This is a genomic window from Rhizobium sp. BR 249, assembly GCF_047445895.1.
GTDB lineage: Bacteria > Pseudomonadota > Alphaproteobacteria > Rhizobiales > Rhizobiaceae > Rhizobium.
Genome location: NZ_JARWKX010000048.1, coordinates 1 through 18,551 on the forward strand (window position 1 = coordinate 1; position 18,551 = coordinate 18,551).

Annotated in this window: 19 protein-coding genes and 1 pseudogene; 9 read left to right on the forward strand and 11 right to left on the reverse strand. The window is 63.3% G+C overall.

Going from position 1 to position 18,551, the window contains the following annotated elements; all coding sequences use genetic code 11:
- Positions 1 to 1,757: ATP-binding protein (locus tag QD408_RS26880; protein ID WP_414141404.1), on the reverse strand; the 1,757-nt coding region annotated here is incomplete at its 3' end.
- Between the two features lie 324 nt (positions 1,758 to 2,081).
- Between QD408_RS26880 and QD408_RS26885 the strand changes: the two genes are divergently transcribed.
- Positions 2,082 to 3,872 (forward strand): acetolactate synthase 3 large subunit, encoded by a 1,791-nt coding sequence (locus QD408_RS26885; protein WP_414141405.1) that lies wholly within the window; start codon positions 2,082 to 2,084, stop codon positions 3,870 to 3,872.
- 23 nt (positions 3,873 to 3,895) lie between these two features.
- Positions 3,896 to 4,468: an acetolactate synthase small subunit gene (ilvN, locus tag QD408_RS26890; protein ID WP_088683264.1), complete on the forward strand. Its 573-nt coding sequence runs from the start codon at positions 3,896 to 3,898 to the stop codon at positions 4,466 to 4,468.
- Between the two features lie 370 nt (positions 4,469 to 4,838).
- On the opposite strand, the gene QD408_RS26895 is transcribed toward ilvN, so the two are convergent.
- Positions 4,839 to 5,687 carry an aldo/keto reductase gene (locus QD408_RS26895; RefSeq protein ID WP_414141406.1) on the reverse strand — a complete coding sequence of 283 codons (849 nt, stop codon included), beginning with the start codon at positions 5,685 to 5,687 and terminating at the stop codon, positions 4,839 to 4,841.
- A gap of 263 nt (positions 5,688 to 5,950) precedes the next feature.
- On the opposite strand from QD408_RS26895, the gene QD408_RS26900 reads away from it, so the two are divergent.
- Positions 5,951 to 6,544 (forward strand): LysE family translocator, encoded by a 594-nt coding sequence (locus QD408_RS26900; RefSeq protein ID WP_414141407.1) that lies wholly within the window; start codon positions 5,951 to 5,953, stop codon positions 6,542 to 6,544.
- Here the strand turns inward: QD408_RS26900 and QD408_RS26905 are convergent.
- Positions 6,536 to 7,012, reverse strand: a complete 477-nt coding sequence (locus tag QD408_RS26905; protein ID WP_414141408.1) for a DUF2269 family protein — start codon at positions 7,010 to 7,012, stop codon at positions 6,536 to 6,538. The genes QD408_RS26900 and QD408_RS26905 overlap by 9 nt on opposite strands.
- Complete coding sequence (locus tag QD408_RS26910) at positions 7,012 to 8,283, reverse strand: SDR family oxidoreductase (protein WP_414141409.1); 1,272 nt, start codon at positions 8,281 to 8,283, stop codon at positions 7,012 to 7,014. Before QD408_RS26910 ends, QD408_RS26905 begins: the two co-directional genes overlap by 1 nt.
- 429 nt (positions 8,284 to 8,712) lie before the next feature.
- Here QD408_RS26910 and nthA point away from each other — a divergent pair, with 429 nt between their 5' ends.
- From nthA to QD408_RS26925, 3 genes are read left to right on the forward strand one after another with little or no spacing between them, the layout of a single operon-like run.
- Positions 8,713 to 9,288 (forward strand): nitrile hydratase subunit alpha, encoded by a 576-nt coding sequence (gene nthA, locus QD408_RS26915; protein WP_414141417.1) that lies wholly within the window; start codon positions 8,713 to 8,715, stop codon positions 9,286 to 9,288.
- Entirely contained in the window at positions 9,285 to 9,944 is a 660-nt protein-coding gene (gene nthB, locus QD408_RS26920) for a nitrile hydratase subunit beta (RefSeq protein ID WP_414141410.1), read from the forward strand. Before nthA ends, nthB begins: the two co-directional genes overlap by 4 nt.
- Positions 9,931 to 10,299, forward strand: a complete 369-nt coding sequence (locus tag QD408_RS26925) for a nitrile hydratase accessory protein (RefSeq protein ID WP_414141411.1) — start codon at positions 9,931 to 9,933, stop codon at positions 10,297 to 10,299. Before nthB ends, QD408_RS26925 begins: the two co-directional genes overlap by 14 nt.
- 2 nt (positions 10,300 to 10,301) lie before the next feature.
- Here QD408_RS26925 and QD408_RS26930 read toward each other — a convergent pair whose 3' ends face one another.
- Genes QD408_RS26930 through QD408_RS26940 form a run of 3 tightly spaced genes read right to left on the reverse strand, consistent with a single transcriptional unit; the run spans position 10,302 to position 11,993 of the window.
- Positions 10,302 to 11,084, reverse strand: coding sequence for an anti-sigma factor family protein (locus QD408_RS26930; protein ID WP_414141412.1), 783 nt, complete (start codon positions 11,082 to 11,084; stop codon positions 10,302 to 10,304).
- Positions 11,081 to 11,596 carry an RNA polymerase sigma factor gene (locus QD408_RS26935; protein ID WP_088683273.1) on the reverse strand — a complete coding sequence of 172 codons (516 nt, stop codon included), beginning with the start codon at positions 11,594 to 11,596 and terminating at the stop codon, positions 11,081 to 11,083. Before QD408_RS26935 ends, QD408_RS26930 begins: the two co-directional genes overlap by 4 nt.
- Before the next feature lie 16 nt (positions 11,597 to 11,612).
- A complete protein-coding gene (locus QD408_RS26940; RefSeq protein WP_414141413.1) occupies positions 11,613 to 11,993 on the reverse strand; it encodes a hypothetical protein in 381 nt (126 codons plus the stop codon).
- A 219-nt stretch (positions 11,994 to 12,212) separates the two neighbouring features.
- On the opposite strand from QD408_RS26940, the gene QD408_RS26945 reads away from it, so the two are divergent.
- Positions 12,213 to 12,701 (forward strand): RrF2 family transcriptional regulator, encoded by a 489-nt coding sequence (locus QD408_RS26945; RefSeq protein WP_088683274.1) that lies wholly within the window; start codon positions 12,213 to 12,215, stop codon positions 12,699 to 12,701.
- Positions 12,702 to 12,715: 14 nt separating this feature from the next.
- On the opposite strand, the gene QD408_RS26950 is transcribed toward QD408_RS26945, so the two are convergent.
- The 4 genes from QD408_RS26950 to QD408_RS26965 form a co-directional block, all read right to left on the reverse strand.
- On the reverse strand, positions 12,716 to 14,197 hold the full coding sequence (locus QD408_RS26950; RefSeq protein WP_414141414.1) for a cyclic nucleotide-binding domain-containing protein: 1,482 nt from the start codon (positions 14,195 to 14,197) through the stop codon (positions 12,716 to 12,718).
- A gap of 95 nt (positions 14,198 to 14,292) precedes the next feature.
- A complete protein-coding gene (locus tag QD408_RS26955) occupies positions 14,293 to 14,709 on the reverse strand; it encodes a cupin domain-containing protein (RefSeq protein WP_088683276.1) in 417 nt (138 codons plus the stop codon).
- 65 nt (positions 14,710 to 14,774) lie between these two features.
- On the reverse strand, positions 14,775 to 15,530 hold the full coding sequence (locus QD408_RS26960) for an SDR family oxidoreductase (protein ID WP_414141415.1): 756 nt from the start codon (positions 15,528 to 15,530) through the stop codon (positions 14,775 to 14,777).
- A gap of 68 nt (positions 15,531 to 15,598) precedes the next feature.
- The gene (locus QD408_RS26965; protein ID WP_064682658.1) at positions 15,599 to 16,078 is read right to left on the reverse strand and encodes a carboxymuconolactone decarboxylase family protein; all 480 of its coding nucleotides are present in this window, start codon (positions 16,076 to 16,078) and stop codon (positions 15,599 to 15,601) included.
- A gap of 131 nt (positions 16,079 to 16,209) precedes the next feature.
- On the opposite strand from QD408_RS26965, the pseudogene QD408_RS26970 reads away from it, so the two are divergent.
- Positions 16,210 to 17,135, forward strand: a pseudogene (locus tag QD408_RS26970) (LysR family transcriptional regulator).
- A gap of 83 nt (positions 17,136 to 17,218) precedes the next feature.
- Entirely contained in the window at positions 17,219 to 18,346 is a 1,128-nt protein-coding gene (locus QD408_RS26975) for an ATP-dependent DNA helicase (protein ID WP_414141416.1), read from the forward strand.
- The last annotated feature ends 205 nt before the right edge of the window (positions 18,347 to 18,551 follow it).

Genomic DNA, 18,551 nt, shown 5'->3' on the forward strand with positions numbered 1-18,551 from the left:
GGTTTCGTGTCGAAAGCCTCGTCTGCTTCCTGCATCTCGTCGAAACCCGGCATGGATGCCGCAACGCTTTGCTGGAAATTCGAAATGTCAGGCCCGACGGTCACCGCCCGCATGCGGGTGACGATCTTGCGCAGATCGACCGTGTCGGGATCTTCCTCACTATGCTTGTTGTTGGCGCTGGCGGCCTTCGGCAGGAGGCTCTCGTCGACACGGGAGAAGCGCATGCGCATTGGCACGCTGATCGCCTCGCCGAAGGCGATCGCCTCGCCATTGCCGATCGAGGAGATGAAGCTCGTCGTCGAGATCGACGAATTCGGGATGGCCGAGCGGATGATTTCCTGGTCGCGGTCGTTGGCAAGGCGCATGGCAAAGAGCGTCGAGCACTGCGAGAGGATCGTCTGGTCGAGTTCACCCGGCCGCTGGGTGATGATGCCGAGCGAGACGCCGTATTTGCGGCCTTCCTTGGCGATGCGGGCGATCGCCTGGCGTGTCGGCACGAAGCCCAGCGTCGGGTCGGAGGGGATGTAGCGGTGGGCTTCCTCGCAGACGACGAGCATGTGGATGGCGCCGTCGCTCCACAGCGCCACTTCGAAGGCCATGCGGCAAAGCACTGACGCAACCGAGTTGACGACCTCGGACGGAATGCCGGCAAGCTGGAAGGTGCAGATCGGCTTGTTATCCCCGGGGATGCGGAAGATCTGCGCGATGGTCTCGGTGATCGTGTCGCTGATCGTGTTGTTGGAGAACATGAAGTGATAGCGCGGATCGTTGATCGCGGCGATGAGGCGCATCTTCAGCGAGCGTAGGGAGGGCTTTTCCGCACGGCCTTCCAGGCGGCCGATGCGCTCGTCGATCAGCGCCAGGAGATCGGCCATGCGATAGGGAACCGGCGTATCGGCGGTGATCGAACTCTTTTCCGTCGTGCGGCGCACCAGCGAGTTGTCGCTGCCGCGGAAGGCGCGCTTGGCCTCCGGCATGATGTCGCGCAGCATGTCGAGCTCTTCCGGCACGGGCGGGCGGCCGCGAAAGACGACTTCGGCAAATTCCTCCAGCCGCATCAGCCAGAAGGGCAGGTCGAGCGTGTCCGTATCGATGGTGACGGCGTGTTTGGGAAAGGCGGCGGCAAATTCATTGTGCGGATCGAGGATCAGCACGCGCAGCTTCGGATTGGCCGCGATCGCCTTGTGCAAAAGCAGCGATACGGCGGTCGACTTGCCGACGCCGGTCGAGCCGACGACGGCGAAATGCTTGGAGAGCATCGAGGGGATGTGGATCGCCGCATCGATGCATTCATCCTGCGTCAGCTTGCCGATGACGGCCGTCGTGCCGGTTCCGGCATCGTAGATGCGCATCAGGTCGGCGGAGCGGATGCGGTGGGCGATGGCGCCGAGATAGGGATAACACGAGATGCCGGTCGAGAATTCCTCGCTCCCGTCCTCATCGACGCGGACTTCGCCGAGAAGCTCCGTCTCGATCTTGAAATAATTGTCCTCGCCTTCGCCCCAAGCATGGCTGCCGGTATTCATGGAGTAGACGAGGGCGACGACGCGGTTACGCCCGACGCTGATCGAAATCAGCCGGCCGACGGACCAGAGTTCGGTGAGATCGGTGCCGCCCTGCTCGGCGACGGCGGCAATCGTCGCCCTGGAGCCGCTGCATGCAACGACGCGGCCGAGAAAGCGATTTCCCGGCGCATGGCCGTCGCGTCGATCGTGCTCGCCTGCCTTGCCAGACATGCTCAAGTCGTTGTTGGGCAAAGGCTACTCCTTGCAGTAGCGTTAAAGGATAAAGTCGATCCTTTAACAAATCCTTCATCCTAACGATTTTGGGAGGTGCCAAGCGCAGGGCAGTTTTTTATTGCGGCATGCGTTGACGCTGCGAAATTTTCTGTCTATCACTTCCCGCCATGAAAATCGCAACGGCTCTTATCGTGGTGGGAAGGCGCATGGGCAGGATGGTGTAACCATCCGGCGATAGCCACCCATGCGCTAGATGACAGGTCCTCCGGGGCCTTTTTTTGTGCCCGAAATCGGGCTCCCGGCCACAAACGCAAATCCCAGCATCAAACGGAACAGACACAGATGAGCACGGACAATCAGGCGGCAGGCAATCGGATGACGGGGGCGGAGATCGTTCTCAAGGCGCTGAAGGACAACGGCGTCGAACATATCTTCGGCTATCCCGGCGGCGCGGTCCTGCCGATCTATGACGAGATCTTCCAGCAGGACGAGATCAAGCACATCCTCGTTCGCCATGAGCAGGGGGCAGGCCATGCGGCCGAAGGCTACGCCCGCTCCACCGGCAAGGTCGGCGTCATGCTGGTGACCTCTGGTCCTGGCGCCACCAATGCGGTCACGCCGCTGCAGGACGCGCTGATGGATTCGATCCCGCTCGTCTGCCTGAGCGGCCAGGTTCCGACCCCACTGATCGGCTCCGACGCCTTCCAGGAATGCGACACGGTCGGCATCACCCGGCCCTGCACCAAGCACAACTGGCTGGTCAAGGACGTCAACCAGCTCGCCGCCATCATTCATGAGGCCTTCCGCATCGCCCAGTCCGGCCGTCCGGGTCCCGTCGTCGTCGACATTCCGAAGGACGTGCAGTTTGCGACCGGCACCTACACGCCGCCCGCCGATTACGCGATCCAGAAGAGCTATCAGCCGAAGATCCAGGGCGACCTCAACCAGATCCATGCGGCGATCGAGATGATGGCGAATGCGCGCCGTCCGATCATCTATTCCGGCGGCGGCGTCGTCAATTCCGGCCCCGAAGCCTCCAAGCTGCTGCGCGAACTGGTCGATCTCACCGATTTCCCGATCACCTCGACGCTGATGGGTCTCGGCGCCTATCCGGCTTCGGGCAAGAACTGGCTGAAGATGCTCGGCATGCACGGCTCCTACGAAGCGAACATGGCGATGCATGATTGCGACGTCATGGTCTGCATCGGCGCCCGTTTCGACGACCGCATCACCGGCCGCCTCAACGCCTTCTCGCCGAACTCGAAGAAGATCCACATCGATATCGATCCGTCGTCGATCAACAAGAACGTTCGCGTCGATATCGGCATCCGCGGCGATGTCGGCCATGTCCTCGAAGACATGGTCCGCCTGTGGCGGGCGCTGCCGAAGAAGCCGGAGAAGAACCGCCTCGCCGACTGGTGGAGCGATATCGCCCGCTGGCGGGCGCGCAACTCCTTCGCCTATACGAAGAACAACGACGTCATCATGCCGCAATATGCGCTGGAGCGGCTGTTTGCGCATACCAAGGACCGCGACACCTACATCACGACCGAAGTCGGCCAGCATCAGATGTGGGCAGCACAGTTCTTCGGCTTCGAACAGCCGAACCGCTGGATGACCTCGGGCGGCCTGGGCACGATGGGCTACGGCCTGCCGGCGGCGCTCGGCGTCCAGATCGCCCATCCCGGCAGCCTCGTCATCGACATTGCCGGCGACGCCTCGATCCAGATGTGCATCCAGGAAATGTCGACGGCGATCCAGTACGATGCGCCGATCAAGATCTTCATCATGAACAACCAGTACATGGGCATGGTGCGCCAGTGGCAGCAGCTCCTGCACGGCAACCGCCTGTCGCACTCTTATACCGAGGCGATGCCTGATTTCGTCAAACTGGCGGAAGCTTATGGCGCGGTCGGCCTGCGCTGCGAAAAGCCGGATGAGTTGGACGACGCCATTATCGAGATGATCGAGGTCAAGAAGCCCGTCATTTTCGATTGCCGCGTCGCCAATCTCGCCAACTGCTTCCCGATGATCCCCTCGGGCAAGGCGCATAACGAGATGCTGCTGCCCGACGAAGCCACTGACGAAGCGGTCGCCAACGCGATCGACGCCAAGGGCCGTCAGCTCGTATAACGATAAGGTAGGAACCCAGGACCATGAACGCACACCTTCAGCCCACGGGCTCTGCCTATTTCATCTCTCCGGAAACGACGGCAATCGAGAGCCACACGCTTTCGGTGCTCGTCGACAACGAGCCCGGCGTCCTTGCCCGCGTCATCGGCCTGTTTTCCGGCCGCGGCTACAATATCGAGAGCCTCACCGTCTCCGAGACCGAGCACCAGGCGCATCTCTCCCGCATCACCATCGTCACCCGCGGCACGCCGCAGGTTCTGGAGCAGATCAAGGCGCAGCTCGAGCGCATCGTGCCCGTGCACCGTGTCGTCGACCTGACGGTGCGCGCCCGCGAACTCGGCCAGGACCGCCCGATCGAGCGTGAAGTGGCGCTGGTCAAGGTGATCGGCGAGGGCGAAACCCGCGCCGAGACACTGCGCCTCGCCGATGCCTTCCACGCCAAGGTGGTGGACGCGACGATCGATCACTTCATCCTGGAGATCACAGGCAAGTCGTCGAAGATCGACCAGTTCATCGCGATCATGAAGCCGCTTGGCCTGATCGAGGTCTGCCGGACGGGTATTGCGGCGATGAACCGCGGCGCGCAGGGGATGTAAGCCCGCAACTTTACTCCACGTCATCCTCGCCTTGTACCGGAGTTGTCCGGTGGGCGGGGGACGGAGAGGTTGCCACAAGTTTCTTCTCCCCAGCGGGGAGAAGGTGCCGGCAGGCGGATGAGGGGGCCGCACGGCACGACGTCGGCCACGTGATTTGGCGAAACGTTTCCTTCTCGTCATTCCTACGAATCCCTTGGACGAAGCAGTAGGGAATGAACTGTGGAGAGGGTGTGCCGCGCGGCCCCCTCATCCGCCCTACGGGCACCGACCGGGGTCGAGCCGCAGGTCTCGACCCGTCCTTCGGACCCCCGCCGGGGAGAAGGGGGAATCGCGAGGCTGCGGCATATAACGGGATAGGTGCGGAAGAGTCTTAAAGCATCTCCAGCGGCTTTTTCCCTGCCGGCGGCGGGAAGGCGGCGTCGAGCGCTTGCCAGTCCTCGTCGGTGATCTCAAGCGAGACACAGTCGCGGTTTTCGCGAACGCGTTCGACATTCGAAGTCTTCGGGATGACGATGACGCCGTCGCGTTCGAGCAGGAAGGCGAGCGCCAGTTGCGCCGGCGTCGCCTGATAGGCTTTGGCGATGCGGATCAGTTCCGCATTGTGCAGGATATGGCCCTGCTCGATCGGGGAATAGGCCATGACGGGAATGCCGCGACTTTGGCACCAGGGCAGCAGGTCGAATTCGATGCCGCGGCGGGAGAGGTTGTAGAGCACCTGGTTGGCGGCGACATTGGCGCCGTCGGGCACGCCGAGCAGCTCCTCCATGTCGTCGGTGTCGAAGTTGGAGACGCCCCAGGCGCCGATCTTGCCGGAGGACTTGAGCATCTCGAAGGCGGCGACGGTCTCGGCGAGCGGATAGTTGCCGCGCCAATGCAGGAGATAGAGATCGATGCGGTCGGTGCCGAGGCGTTCGAGGCTGTGTTCGCAGGCCTCGATCGTGCCTTTCAGGCTGGCGTTCCAGGGATAGACCTTGCTGACGATGAAGACCTCGTCGCGCCGTCCCCTGATCGCCTGGCCGACGATCTCCTCGGCTCCGCCGTCGCCATACATTTCGGCGGTGTCGATCAGCGTCATGCCGAGATCGATGCCGGCCCTGAGGCTTTCGATCTCGGCCCTGGCATGGCCGGCATCCTCGCCCATGGCCCAGCTTCCCTGGCCGAGCGCCGGCACATCTGTGCCGTTCGGGAATGTGATCGATGGGATAGGGTCGTCCTGCATGGTCTTGATCCTAGAGCATGATGCCGAAAAGTGTGCGCGGTTTTCGGACGACATCATGCTCTAACTCTTTAATTGAGAACAGGATTCAGATTTTAGGCCAACGGGCCTAAAATCATCCTGTTCTCGGCAAGAGATTGGGCTGCGCCGCTATCTTTCAAGTAATCCTGTCACCATGACAATGATGCAATGGCATCGGCGATTTAGGGCAATTATGCTGACCTAAATAATGCGGGCTGCCGGAAAAGCCCGCTTCGGGAGGCCGCATGCCGCTAGATACGTTTCTCGCCCTCGTTCTCTTCGCCTTCACGACGTCGATCACGCCGGGGCCGAACAATATGATGCTCTTCGCTTCGGGCGTTAATTTCGGCTTCCGCAGGACGATCCCGCATATGTTCGGCATCGGCGCCGGCTTCTTCTCGCTGCTGATCGGCGTCGGTTTCGGGCTCGGGGCGCTGCTGCACACGATGCCGGTGGTCTATACGGCGCTGAAATTCGCCGGCGGCGCCTATCTCGTCTGGATCGCCTGGAAGATCGCCTCGTCGCGATCGCTCAGCGAGGGCAAGAGCGGTGCGGCGCCGATGTCCTTCGTTTCGGCGGCGGCTTTCCAGTGGATCAATCCGAAAGCCTGGGTGATGGCCGTCACCGCGATGGCGACCTATACCAATCCCGAGCTTTACCTCTTGAGCGTGCTGATCGTCGGCCTGGCTTTCGCGGTGGTCAACGTGCCGAGCGTTTCGACCTGGGCGGGCTTCGGCTCGGCTCTGCGGGAATGGCTTTCTGATCCGGTGCGGCTGAAATGGTTCAATATCACCATGGCCGTGCTTCTGGTGGCGAGTCTCTGGCCGATGCTAAAATAGAGCGATCGACGGTTTCGTCAGCATCAGCCAGAAAATGCCGAGGACGGCCGAAAAGGCCGGAAAGGCGAAAGCGAACCAGATGCGGTAGAGGCGGTCATAGCTGGGTGGCAGGGCGCTTCCCGAGCGTGCCGCGGCGCGGGCGAGATCGCGCAGTTGGATCTGAATCCAGACGACCGGCAGCCAGAACAGGCCGGTGACGACATAGAGCAGCAGCGACAGCGCAATCCAGCCCTCCGACAGGTCCCAGCCGATCGACCGTGCCAGCAGATAGCCGCTCACCGGCTGGAGAAGGGCGGCGGTCGCCGTGAAGACGGTGTCGGCGATGACGACGGTTGCGGCGACATGGGCGATCAGGGCGGGATCACGCGTGCGGTGCGCCATCACCATGAAGAAGGCGATGCCGGCGCCGGTGCCGAAGAGCACGGTCGCGCCGATGACATGGGCAAGCAGCAGCCATTGCTCGAGCATCAGCGTTCATCCAGGGTGGCAAGGGCCGTGAGCGTCAGCAGGATCGATGGCAGCACCTTGACGAGCGGACCGAGTGGATCGAGCCAGAGGGCGGGTTCGAGAAGTGTGCCGCCCGTGAGATAGGCCAATGAGACGGCCAGCATGCCGAGAAGGGCGCGTCCGGCGAGCGGGCGGACAAGGACGGCGACGCCGAGCGCGATGTCGATCAGGCAGGTGAGAAACGTCAGCGCCATTGCCGCTGCATCGGGCATGAAGGGCAGGAAATGCGCGGATGCCTTCTCCAGCGCCAGCAGCGGGATCAGGCCGGAGAGCAGCCAGAAGGCCGACAGGCCCGTTATGACCAGCGGCTTCAGGAGATAGAGCCTGGCGAACCAGAGATCCTGCACGCCGGAGGGATTGGCCACAAGCGTCGCTGCCGCGGATGTCGCGGCAAGGCCGCTCTCCGCCTTCGCGCTTTTGACGCCTTCGGACATGACGGTCATCGCCGTCGAGCGCAGCGGCGACCGCCAGCCGAGCAGGCCTGCGGCATCGGCGAGCCAGGTCACTGGCCGCGCAAGCCAGGCGCCAAGGGAAATCACGCGGGCGGGCGGCAGGCCCAGCCATTGCCGGTGCAGGCGCACGAGATCGGCGAGCGTCAGCACCTCGCCGGCGGCAAGAACGATATCTCCGCGCAGATCGCCTGAAACCGCCTGCGATACGGCTTCCGCCACGTCGTCCACCGACAATGTTTCGACCGGGCTTTGCGCATGGGTGAGCGGCAGCGTCAGGGGAAAGGCGGCGAGCGCCCGGATGAGCGACGAGCCGCCATGGGCATTGCGGCCGAGAACGAGGGCAGGGCGCAGGATGAGGTGAGGCAGGCCGCTTGCCGCCAGCGCCTCGTCGGCCCGCCGCTTGGTGGCGAGGAAGGGCAGATCGCCGGCCGCGCCCACCGTCCTTGCCGATATCTGCACGATCAGAGGCTGAGAGCGTTTCGCGGCGGCATAGAGCGCCAGCATGGCATCCGCCTGAGTGGCCGCCAGATCGTCCGACAGGCCATCCTGCAGCGCGCCGGCGCAATTGACGACGACGTGCTGGCTTTGGAGGAACCCTTCCCAATCCTCGGGTTTCGTCATGCGGGACAGATCGGCCCGCCGCCAGTGTATCGCAGGCTGCTTGAGGTTCGCCCGCGCGGGATTGCGGCCAAGCCCGGTCACGGCATGCCCATCGGCCGCAAGCCGGGCCGCGACGACGAAGCCTATGAAGCCGGTTGCGCCGAGAATCAGGATGTTCATGGCAGGAGATTAGCGGAAAAGTTTGAGGGGGATAGGAGGGCTTGGCGGGGGCGTGGGGTGTGATAGAAGGGGAGAAGACGTTTTCATGAGGGATGCTTAGGGAGTGAGGCGCTGCCGCGAGTCCCCTTCTCCCCAGCAGGGGTCCGAAGGACGGGCGAGACCCGTGGCTCGCCCCGGTCGGTGGCCCGAAGGGTCGGATGAGGGGGCTGCACGGCACGCCGTTCATTACCCTTCGTTTGACTTCAACACATTGGCGGATCTACCGTGTGGCCCCCTCATCCGCCTGCCGGCACCTTCTCCCCGCTGGGTAGAAGGGGTATCCGGGCCGCCGCCGAGAGAAGAAACGGACGCCGCTATCTGCCGTTCCGGGAGGACATCGCCTTGCACGATCACGACCACCATCAAGATCACGACAACCACTATTCCGACATGCAAGCCCGCGTCAAAGCGCTGGAGACGCTGCTGACGGAGAAGGGGTTGATCGATCCGGCGGCGATCGATGCGATTGTCGAGACTTATGAGACGAAGGTGGGGCCGCGAAATGGCGCGCGTGTCGTCGCGAAAGCCTGGAGCGATCCGGAATTCGCGGACTGGCTGAAGCGCGATGCGACGGCGGCGATTGCGAGCCTTGGGTTTACCGGCCGGCAGGGCGAGCACATGCGCGCCGTCTTCAATACATCAGACACCCATAACCTCATCGTCTGCACGCTCTGCTCCTGTTATCCCTGGTCGGTGCTCGGCCTGCCGCCGGTCTGGTACAAGGCGCCGGCCTATCGCGCGCGCGCCGTCATCGATCCGCGCGGGGTGCTGGCCGAGTTCGGGCTGGTGCTGCCCGAGGAGAAGAAGATCCGCGTCTGGGATTCGACGGCGGAGCTGCGCTATCTCGTGATCCCCGAGCGGCCCAAGGGTACGGAAGGCATGGACGAGGCCGCATTGGCCGGTCTCGTCAGCCGCGATGCGATGATCGGGACGGCTGTTGCAGGCAGCCCGGAGGCTCTGTCATGAACGGACCGCACGATCTCGGCGGGCAGATGGGTTTCGGGCCTGTCGCGCCCGAGAAGGACGAGCCCTATTTCCATGCGGAATGGGAAAAGCGGGCGCTCGGCATCACGCTTTCCTGCGGCGCTTTCGGCGCATGGACGATCGATGAAAGCCGGCATGCGCGCGAAAACATTCCGCCTGCCGATTATCTCGCGGCGAGCTATTACGAGATCTGGATTCGCGGCGTCGAGACCCTGCTCGAACGGCACGGTTTTGCGACGCGCGAGGAATTGCTGTCCGGGCATAGGCTGCAGGATGGGACGGCGCCGAAGCGGGTGCTGAAGGCCGAGATGGTGCCGGCGGTTCTCGCGAAAGGCGGGCCATGTGATCGTCCTGTCGAGGCCGCGCCGCTCTTTGCGGCCGGCGAGGCGGTGCGGACGAGGAATTTCAATCCGGCCACCCATACGCGCCTGCCGCGCTATGCCAGGGCCAAGACCGGAATCGTCGAAGCGGTGCAGGGTTCCTTCGTCTTTCCCGACGACAATGCGCATGGCAAGGGCGAGAACCCGCAATGGCTCTATACCGTCGTCTTCGACGGCACGGAGGTCTGGGGCGAGGGTGCGGACCCGTCGCTGACCGTATCGATCGATGCATGGGAGAACTATCTTGAACGAGCATGAAACACCGCCGTTGACGCAATCGCCCGGCTTACCGAAGTCGCCGGAGGGCGAGCCGGTTTTTCCCGAGCCCTGGGCGGCCGATGCCTTCGCCATGACCGTGCAACTCTACGAAAAGGGGGTCTTCACCTGGGATGATTGGACGTGGGCGCTCTCAAGGGAGCTGCATAGGGCTGGCCGAGCCGAGGATGGCAGCGATTATTTCACCTGCTGGGTTGGCGCGCTGTCCGACATCATCGTCGACAACAACATTGTCGATATCGACGCGATCCTCGAGACGCAGGAAAGCTGGCAGCGGGCGGCCGAAGCCACGCCGCATGGCAAGCCGATCGAGCTTGCCAACGATCCGCTGCGCTGACCTCACGACGGGAACTGCTTATAGCACTCCTCGGCCACCGCGCGCAGCGCTTCGCGCGAGATTTCGCCGGTGACGGCGTAGCCGAGTTCGCCGTCGATCCAGTAGAAGGTTTCGAGATTGCCGGAGGAGGCGAAGCGGAAGCTCGTCGTGCGGTTTTCCCTGTTGCGGCCGACCATGACGGTCAGGCGCTCGCCGGCCTGGTTCTCGTACATGAACATGGCGCCCGGCTTGCCGTCGACCGGCAGCAGGCGGCCGCCGACCAGCTTGAAGCCGAGCGGCTGCAGGTTCGGGATCTTGAGGTTTTCGATCGCCAGGCGCTTGCCGAGCCAGGTGGCGAGATGGGCCTCTTCGTCGGCGAAGACCTCGACGGGATGGCGAACCTCGGCGGCATAGACGGTAAAGGCGGTCTCGGCCTGTTTCGGGAAGGTTTCGGAGCCGGCAAGCTGCAATTCCGGCCTTTCCAGAAGGGCCGGCCCGTAATGGCCGCTGACGGCGCCGAGGGCGAAGACGACGAGGGCCGCGGCGGCGGCTGCCCAGTTCTTCCGCGCGGATGAAGTCACGCGCGGGGGCGCGACGAGCAGGGGATCGCTATCCCTGGGCTTTTCGTAACCGGCAAAAAGGGAACGGATGCCTGTGTTCTGCGCCTGCCATTCGGCGACCATCGCCGCTTCGTCCGGATTGTCGGCGAGGTAGGCCTCGATGCGCGCGCGGGCCGTTTCCGGCAGTTGCCCGTCGGCATAGGCGTGGAGATCGGCTTCGGTGACGATCGGGTTGGTTTCGTTCATTTCGGTCTCCGAAGCGTAATGACGTTATCGGCCTTCAGATGCTCGGCGACGCGCCGGCGGGCGCGCGACAGGCGCGACATCACGGTGCCGATCGGAATATCGAGCGCGGCGGCGACCTCGCTGTAGCTGTATCCCTCGATGACGACGAGCATCAGCACGGCGCGGTGCTCCTCCGAAAGGCTGTTCAGCGCATCGTTGAGCCGGGCGCGCTCCAGCGGATCGGCCGGCGGTTCGGGCGATGCCATATCCTCAGCGGCGTCGAGCTCGACCAGGCCGTCGCGCGCCTTGCCGCGCCGGCCGTTGCGATAGAGATTGGTCATGATGGTCAGAACCCAGCCGCGCAGGTTGAGGCCGCGCCACTGACCGCGGCGCGCCAGAATCTTCTCGACACAGTCCTGGAGCAAATCCTCGCCATCGGCATCCGAGCGCGTCAGGCTGCGCGAATAGCGCCTGAGCGAGGGCAGGAGGGCCAGGATCTGGCCCTCGAATGTTTCGGGTGCGGGTGTTTTCACGCCGGTTCTCTTGGCGTCACGGCTTGGCGAGATCCCAATTGCCGCCGACGCCGTCGCCGGTGATGTCGCCTGCCTTCTTGTCCTTGACCCAGTAATAGAGCGGCATGCCGTCCTTGGCCCATTGCTTCGTGCCGTCCTTGCGTTCGATGATCGAATATGCACCATCGGCCTTGGCATCGGAAGCCGCCATCAGCGGGGGCCAGTTCTTGGCGCAATCGTCGTAGCAGTTGGAAACGCCCTTGGCGTCCTTCTTGAAGGTGTAGAGGGTCATGTCGTTTTCGCCGGCAAGCACCTTGCCCTTGGCGGATTCGACTTCCTTGACGGGAGGGGCGGCAAAAGCCGCGGTCGCGGCAAGGGCGGCTGCGGCTGCGACGGACAGGAATTTCACGAATGTCATGATGTCTCTCCTCAGGTTGGGCACGCAATGCTGCGATACCTGAAATGAGACACGGGACGAGGCGGTTTTATTCCCCATAGAGCGAAAATAGTCGTCGCAGGGGAAGCGCCCACAGTTCAGCGCCACAGGCTGCCCCGGCAGATCATTTACATCACGCCGTTTTGCGGATATCCTATATCCTTAATTTGGTTCGCGGAACCAGCCATTACGAGTTGCTGAATGATCCTGAAAAGCCAGGTCGAGTGGGCGCTGCATTGCTGCGCCATTCTCGCGGGCCTGCCCGAGGGCAGGTATCTCTCCACCAAGGCGCTCGCCGAGCTTCATGGTCTGCCGAAGGAATATCTCTCCAAGGCGCTGCAAAGTCTTTCGCAAGCCTCCCTCGTCGATACCACGCTCGGCCCGAGCGGCGGCTACAGGCTGGCGAGATCCCCCTCCGAGATCAATTTCCTCGACATCGTCGAAGCGGTCGAGGGAAAGGCGCGCAGCTTCACCTGCACCAACATCCGGGAGAACAACCCGTGCCGGCCGGCCGGCTATTGCGACAGCAAGCCTTGCGCCGTCGCCCGCATCATGTGGCAAGCCGACGAGGCCTGGCGCGATACGCTGAGGCGCGTCCGCCTCTCCGATCTCGTCGATACCCTGTCCGAGGACGTGCGGCCGGACATCTGGCAGAGCACCTTCGAATGGGTGCTGAAGCGCGCCGGCTGAGAGGCGGCGAATCTCTACGCCCTGAAAATGGTCCTGATGGTCTTCAGGATGGCGTGGGCGTTGCGGGCCTGTTCCGGGGGCAGGGCGGCGGCGTCGCGGAAGCGTTCGGCGCGGCCGGCGAGGGCTTCGGCGATCTCTTCGGCTAAAGCGGGGCGTTCGGTGAGCAGCGGCGCGAAGGCTTCCTGGTCGATTTCATAGACCGTCACCGGGGTCAGGGCCTCCAGGGCGCAGACCTCCTGCATGCCGGCGAGCAGGCCGGTCTCGCCGAAGAAATCGCCCGGCGCGAAGCGCCCGCGCTCTTCGCCTTCGCGCCGCGCCACGATGATGCCGGCGCGCACCATCATCAGCGCGGGCAGCATTTCGCCCTCCCGCGCGATCACGTCGCCCTTGCGGAACTGCCGGACGGCGGTGGTCTCGGCGAGTTTCTGCTTTTCATCTGATGTCAGTGTCGCAAAGACCGGAATGGCTTCGATCAGCGCAAGCGGCGTGACGCTCGGCGGCTTGGCGTTTTCTTCCGTCGGCAGGGCGGCGGTCAGGACATTGGCCGCGGGTGGAACGGCCAGAAGCAGGCCGGCGGATTTGCAATGGCGATAGACGAGATCGAGCACCTCGTTTCGCGCCGGCACGCGCTGGCTGGGGCTCGTTACCCGGAACTGCAGCTCGACTTCGAGCGCGGTGGCATCCAGCCCCTTCAACGCGACGACCGGCTGCGGCTCGCGCACGATCGAATTGCAGCTCGTGAGCGCGGAGAGCATGACCTGGCGGATCGATGCCGGCATCCGCGTCGGGGCGATGCGGATGATGAGGGTCAGCAGATGGGTTTCGTCCGGCCGGCTGACATTGGTCAGGCCGAGTTTCGCGAGAAAACTGTTCGGCAGGACGACGATATTGTTTGCGCTGGTCAGGATGTGTGTCGCGCGCCAGTTGCTTTCGACGACGCGCCCTTCCGTGCCGTCGCTCAACAGGATCCAGTCGCCGATGACATAGGGCCGGCCAAGCGTCAGCGCGATGCCGGAAAAGACGTCGGCGAGCGTGTTCTGGAGCGCCAGACCGAGAATGATGGCGACCACGCCCGACGTCGCGACGAGGGTTCCGATCGGCACGCCGAAGACGAAGGCGAGGATCGAGAGCGCCATGCCGATATAGACGACGCCGATGACGAGATCCTGGAGCAGGCGGGCCTCGCGCGGGCTGCCCTCCAGCACCAGATAGAGCCTGATAAAACCGATGACGGCCCATGCCAGGTGGACCCACCAGAGCGATTTGGCGACGATGACGAGCAGGGCCTGCGGGTCTTCGGACTGATAGCCTTGAAAGCGATGCGGTTCCATGCCGCTGCCGACGAGGATCAGGGTCATCACCGCAAAGAAGAGGATCTGCACCACCAGCCGCGTCGTCGGCCGCTGGCTGGAGAGGAAGTACCAGACGAGGATGCCGGCAAACCCGACCACGATGAGGGATATCAGCGGCTTGCCGAAGAGCGCGTCGTAGATCATCTCTGTCTGTCTCCGGAAGGGGCGGGCGGCACATGATTCAGCATGTCGGCGAGCCGCGCAAGCCGATGCTTGCGCGGACGATTATTGGGGGATCTTCAGTTCTGCAGCGGGAAGGTCAGTTCCTTCTGGTCGGTGTCGACGACGAAGACGGCGAGCAGGCGGGCGGGCTCGGTCTCGCTGCCGTTGGCGCTGACGCCGTGGCGGTCGCCCGGCATTTCGGAAAAGCTCTCTCCGGCCTGATAGACCTTGACCGGGCCGTCATTGACCTGGCTGCGGATCGATCCTTCGAGCACAGTGGCGTAGATGAAGGCCGAGTCCGGGTGGGTATGGCCTTCCGAGAAGCCGCCCGGGCCGTATTCGACCAGCACGCCCTTGATGCTCTTGCCCGGCACGTTCGGCAGTTCGTGCTCATAGACGAGCGTCACCTTCGCGGATTTGCTGCTGTCGTGGGCGGCGGCGCCGGTGGCTGTGAGAAAGGCGAGGGCGGCGGCGATGATCGATGCTCTGATCATGGGAATCTCCTGTGTTGCTGAGGTGGAGAGGACGCGCCCGAGCGGCCGCGCCCTCAGGCAGCCGATCACTTCGACTGGGCCGATTTGGCGAACCACTCTTCGAAGGTGATCGTACCGAGCCGCGGATTGTCGTCGGAGACGAGCGATTGATCGTTCAGTCTCGCGCCGAAATATCGCGCCTCGGCATCGGCCTCGACGGTCCTCGGGTCTTTCGTCGCCTTCAGGTAGCGGGCGACGAGTTCGCTGAGGCGGGCCCGTTCCGGGCCTGCTATCTCGACCGTGGTGTTGGCGGGAGCGGAAAGCGCCACGTCGGCCATGGCGTCGGCAACATCGTCGGAAGCGATCGGCTGAACATAGGCCGGCGACAGGCGGACCGTCTGGCCGACCGTGCCGGATTGGGCGATGCCGTTCAGGAATTCCATGAACTGCGTCGAATGCACGATGGTATAGGGAATGCCCGAGGCCTCGATCAGCTTTTCCTGGGCGAGCTTGCCGCGGAAATAGCCGCTTTCCTGCAGGCGCTCCGTCCCGACGACCGAAAGGGCGATATGGTGCTTGACGCCCGCGGCCTTTTCGGCGGCGAGAAGATTGCGTCCCGAGGTCTCGAAGAATTCGAGCACGGCCTTGTCCTCGAAGGAGGGCGAATTGGCAAGGTCGAGCACGACCTCTGCGCCGGCAAGCGCTTCCGCCAGCCCTTCCCCGGTGATCGTGTTGACGCCGGAGTTCGGCGAGGCGGCGATCACCTCATGGCCGCGCTTGCGCAGGCGTTCGACAGTCTTCGAACCGATGAGGCCGGTTCCGCCGATGACGACGATTTTCATAATGGATCTCCCTTCGCTGCCGGGCTACGGCAGCGTCAAAATTGAATCTTCTCAATGAATTGCGAGGGTTAGTTCAGGCCTGCCTTATCGAGGCCGTAGGCCTTGTCGGCCGTGCCGGGCACGGTCTTGAAGCCGACATTGACGCGGTTCCAGGCATTGATGGCCATGACGACGAAGGTCAGGTCGGAGATTTCCTTCTCCGAAAGCTGGCCGCGAACCCGCTCGTAAATCTCGTCGGGAACACCGCCCTCGGGAAGTTTCGTCAGGGCTTCGGTCCAGGCAAGGGCTGCGCGCTCGCGGGGGATGAACAGGTTCGATTCCCGCCAGATGGCGACGTGATAGATCCGCAGCTCGCTCTCGCCATGGATCTTTGCCTGCTTCACATGCATGTCGAGGCAAAAGCCGCATCCATTGATCTGCGAAGCCCGGATTTCGACCAGGGCCTGCAGCTTCTCGTCGATCACGCTGCTCCTCAGCGCCATGCTGAATTCCATGAATTTCTTGAAAAGCTCGGGGGACTGCTGGGCGTAGTTCAATCGCTGGGTCATGTCTTTCTCCTCTAATTAAGGATATTTAATATCCTTATGGATAGAAGGTATCCTTAATCTCTGGACTGTAAAGCCATTCTCGCTTAGTCTGGCGGCATAAAGCCTATGCGCAAAAGTATGAGGGGGCTGTCATGGATATCGTTTCGGCATTGCGGACCTTTCAGCGCGTCGTTGAGACGGGCTCGTTTTCAGCCGCCGCGCATGATCTCGACGTGACCCAGCCGGCGGTCTCGCGGCAGGTCGCGGCACTCGAAGGTCATTTCAACACGCGCCTCCTGCATCGCACGACGAGCGGCCTGTCGCTGACGGCCGAAGGGGAACGGATGCTGCCGATGGCGCTGAGGATTCTCGAAGCGGTGGAGGAGCTCGGCGATGCCGCCGGATCGGATGGAGCGATCGCTTCGGGCAAGGTCAGGCTCAGCGTTCCCGCACCGCTCGGCCTCTATCTCAGCGAGCGGCTGGGCGATCTTCTCGCTGCCCATCCGAAGCTCTCGGTCGAGCTGCTCTTCAGGGAGCAGAGTTCGGACATGATCGAGGAGCGCCTGGACCTCGAAGTACGCCTTGGCCCGGTCGCCGACAGCAGCCTCGTCTGCCGGCGGATCGGCTGGACGACGGCCTTCCTCGTCGCGTCTCCCGCCTATCTCGCACGCAGGGCGGCGCCGCGCGCCCCGAAGGACATCAAGGACCATGAATGCCTGTGCTACAGCAGGGCAGGCGAGGCCAACATATGGTCCTTCTCGAACGGCTCGGAGGACATGACCGTCCGGATCTCGCCGCGGCTGACCGCCTGCAACGCGGTCGCCATTCACAGGGCGGCCCTTGCCGGCGCGGGGCTTGCGGTGCTCTCCCACATCATCGCCATGCCCGATATCGCCGCCGGCCGGCTGATCCCGGTGATGAAGGATTTCCAGCCGAGCCGGCTGCCGGTCACCGTCGTCTATCCCTCGCGACGCAACATGCCGCTGCGCGTCAAGACGGTTCTGGATTTTCTGATGGATGCGATGGGGCAGGACCCGTCCATGTGCGCAAGCGGCTGAGCCGGGGCTGGAACGGCTGAACGCCGGGATCTGCCGCCATCGGCCGTGCCGCGTCAGTTTCCGCCTTGCTTAAGTCAGGCGAATCCTGCCAAGTCGTCTGATCATGCAATTTGCGCCGCAACAAGACGAAGCCCTCAAGGCTGTTTCGAAATGGCTGAACGAAGGGCGCTCGCCGCTCTTTCGCCTGTTCGGCTATGCCGGAACGGGCAAGACCACGCTTGCCCGGCATTTTGCCGAGAATGTCGACGGCGACGTGTTGTTTGCCGCCTTCACGGGCAAGGCCGCGCAGGTGCTGCGCTCGCGCGGCGCTTCCAACGCCAAGACGATCCATTCGCTGATCTACCGCCCGCGCGGCGAGGAAGCGGTGGAGGACGAGGAAACCGGCAAGACCTCGATCGCGCCGATGTTTTCGATCAACCGGCAGAGCCCGGTCGCGAAAGCGGCGCTGATCATCGTCGACGAATGCTCGATGGTGGACGAGGCGCTCGGCAAGGACCTGATGAGCTTCGGCACGCCGATCCTGGTGCTCGGCGATCCCGGCCAGCTGCCGCCGGTTTCGGGCGGCGGCTACTTCACCAACCAGGATCCGGATTATCTGCTGACCGATATCCACCGGCAGGCGCGCGACAATCCGATCATCAAGCTCGCCATGCAGGTGCGTGAAGGCAATGAGATCATGCATGGCGACTACGGCACGGCCAAGGTGATCTCGAAGAGTGAGGTAACGCAGGACCTCGTGATGAAAGCCGACCAGGTGCTTGTCGGCACCAACCGGACGCGGCGGCGCTACAATCAGCGCCTGCGCGAATTGAAAGGCTTCAGCGCCGATTATCCGCAGACCGGCGACAAGCTCGTCTGCCTCCGCAACGATCCGGCCAAGGGCCTGCTCAACGGCTCGCTCTGGCAGGTGATGACCTCGTCCAAGGAAACGACGAAGCCCGGCATCAACCTGCTCGTTCGTCCCGAAGACGACGACATGGACCGCGGGGCGGCCAAGATCAAGCTGCTCAAACAGGCCTTCGAAGATGTCGAGGGCGAGATTCCCTGGAACACGCGCAAGCGCTACGATGAGTTCGACTACGGTTATGCGCTCACCGTTCACAAGGCGCAGGGCTCGCAGTGGAACGACGTCGTGCTGTTCGACGAGAGCTGGGCTTTTCGCGACACGCGGGAGCGCTGGCTCTATACCGCGATCACACGCGCGGCGGAGACCCTGACGATCGTGCGTTGATCCCGGTCGAGTGGCTCGGTTGTCCGCCTAGAAGAGGCCCGCCTTCATCCGGCTGTAAAACCCCTCCCCAACCCCTCCCCACAAGGGGGAGGGGCTCATGCGCTGCGCCGGCTGCGCCAAGCTCAAGCCTTCTGCGGATGAAACCGTGAATGGAAGGCAAGGGCGCGGCAGGTTAGTCCCTCCCCCTTGTGGGGAGGGGTTGGGG

Bases quoted from the DNA above. Each gene is read 5' to 3' on its own strand.
- QD408_RS26885 (WP_414141405.1), top strand. From the start codon at position 2,082: ATGAGCACGGACAATCAGGCGGCAGGCAATCGGATGACGGGGGCGGAG.
- ilvN (WP_088683264.1), top strand. From the start codon at position 3,896: ATGAACGCACACCTTCAGCCCACGGGCTCTGCCTATTTCATCTCTCCG.
- QD408_RS26895 (WP_414141406.1), bottom strand. From the start codon at position 5,687: ATGCAGGACGACCCTATCCCATCGATCACATTCCCGAACGGCACAGAT.
- QD408_RS26900 (WP_414141407.1), top strand. From the start codon at position 5,951: ATGCCGCTAGATACGTTTCTCGCCCTCGTTCTCTTCGCCTTCACGACG.
- QD408_RS26905 (WP_414141408.1), bottom strand. From the start codon at position 7,012: ATGCTCGAGCAATGGCTGCTGCTTGCCCATGTCATCGGCGCGACCGTG.
- QD408_RS26910 (WP_414141409.1), bottom strand. From the start codon at position 8,283: ATGAACATCCTGATTCTCGGCGCAACCGGCTTCATAGGCTTCGTCGTC.
- nthA (WP_414141417.1), top strand. From the start codon at position 8,713: ATGCAAGCCCGCGTCAAAGCGCTGGAGACGCTGCTGACGGAGAAGGGG.
- nthB (WP_414141410.1), top strand. From the start codon at position 9,285: ATGAACGGACCGCACGATCTCGGCGGGCAGATGGGTTTCGGGCCTGTC.
- QD408_RS26930 (WP_414141412.1), bottom strand. From the start codon at position 11,084: ATGAACGAAACCAACCCGATCGTCACCGAAGCCGATCTCCACGCCTAT.
- QD408_RS26940 (WP_414141413.1), bottom strand. From the start codon at position 11,993: ATGACATTCGTGAAATTCCTGTCCGTCGCAGCCGCAGCCGCCCTTGCC.
- QD408_RS26945 (WP_088683274.1), top strand. From the start codon at position 12,213: ATGATCCTGAAAAGCCAGGTCGAGTGGGCGCTGCATTGCTGCGCCATT.
- QD408_RS26950 (WP_414141414.1), bottom strand. From the start codon at position 14,197: ATGATCTACGACGCGCTCTTCGGCAAGCCGCTGATATCCCTCATCGTG.
- QD408_RS26955 (WP_088683276.1), bottom strand. From the start codon at position 14,709: ATGATCAGAGCATCGATCATCGCCGCCGCCCTCGCCTTTCTCACAGCC.
- QD408_RS26960 (WP_414141415.1), bottom strand. From the start codon at position 15,530: ATGAAAATCGTCGTCATCGGCGGAACCGGCCTCATCGGTTCGAAGACT.
- QD408_RS26965 (WP_064682658.1), bottom strand. From the start codon at position 16,078: ATGACCCAGCGATTGAACTACGCCCAGCAGTCCCCCGAGCTTTTCAAG.
- QD408_RS26975 (WP_414141416.1), top strand. From the start codon at position 17,219: ATGCAATTTGCGCCGCAACAAGACGAAGCCCTCAAGGCTGTTTCGAAA.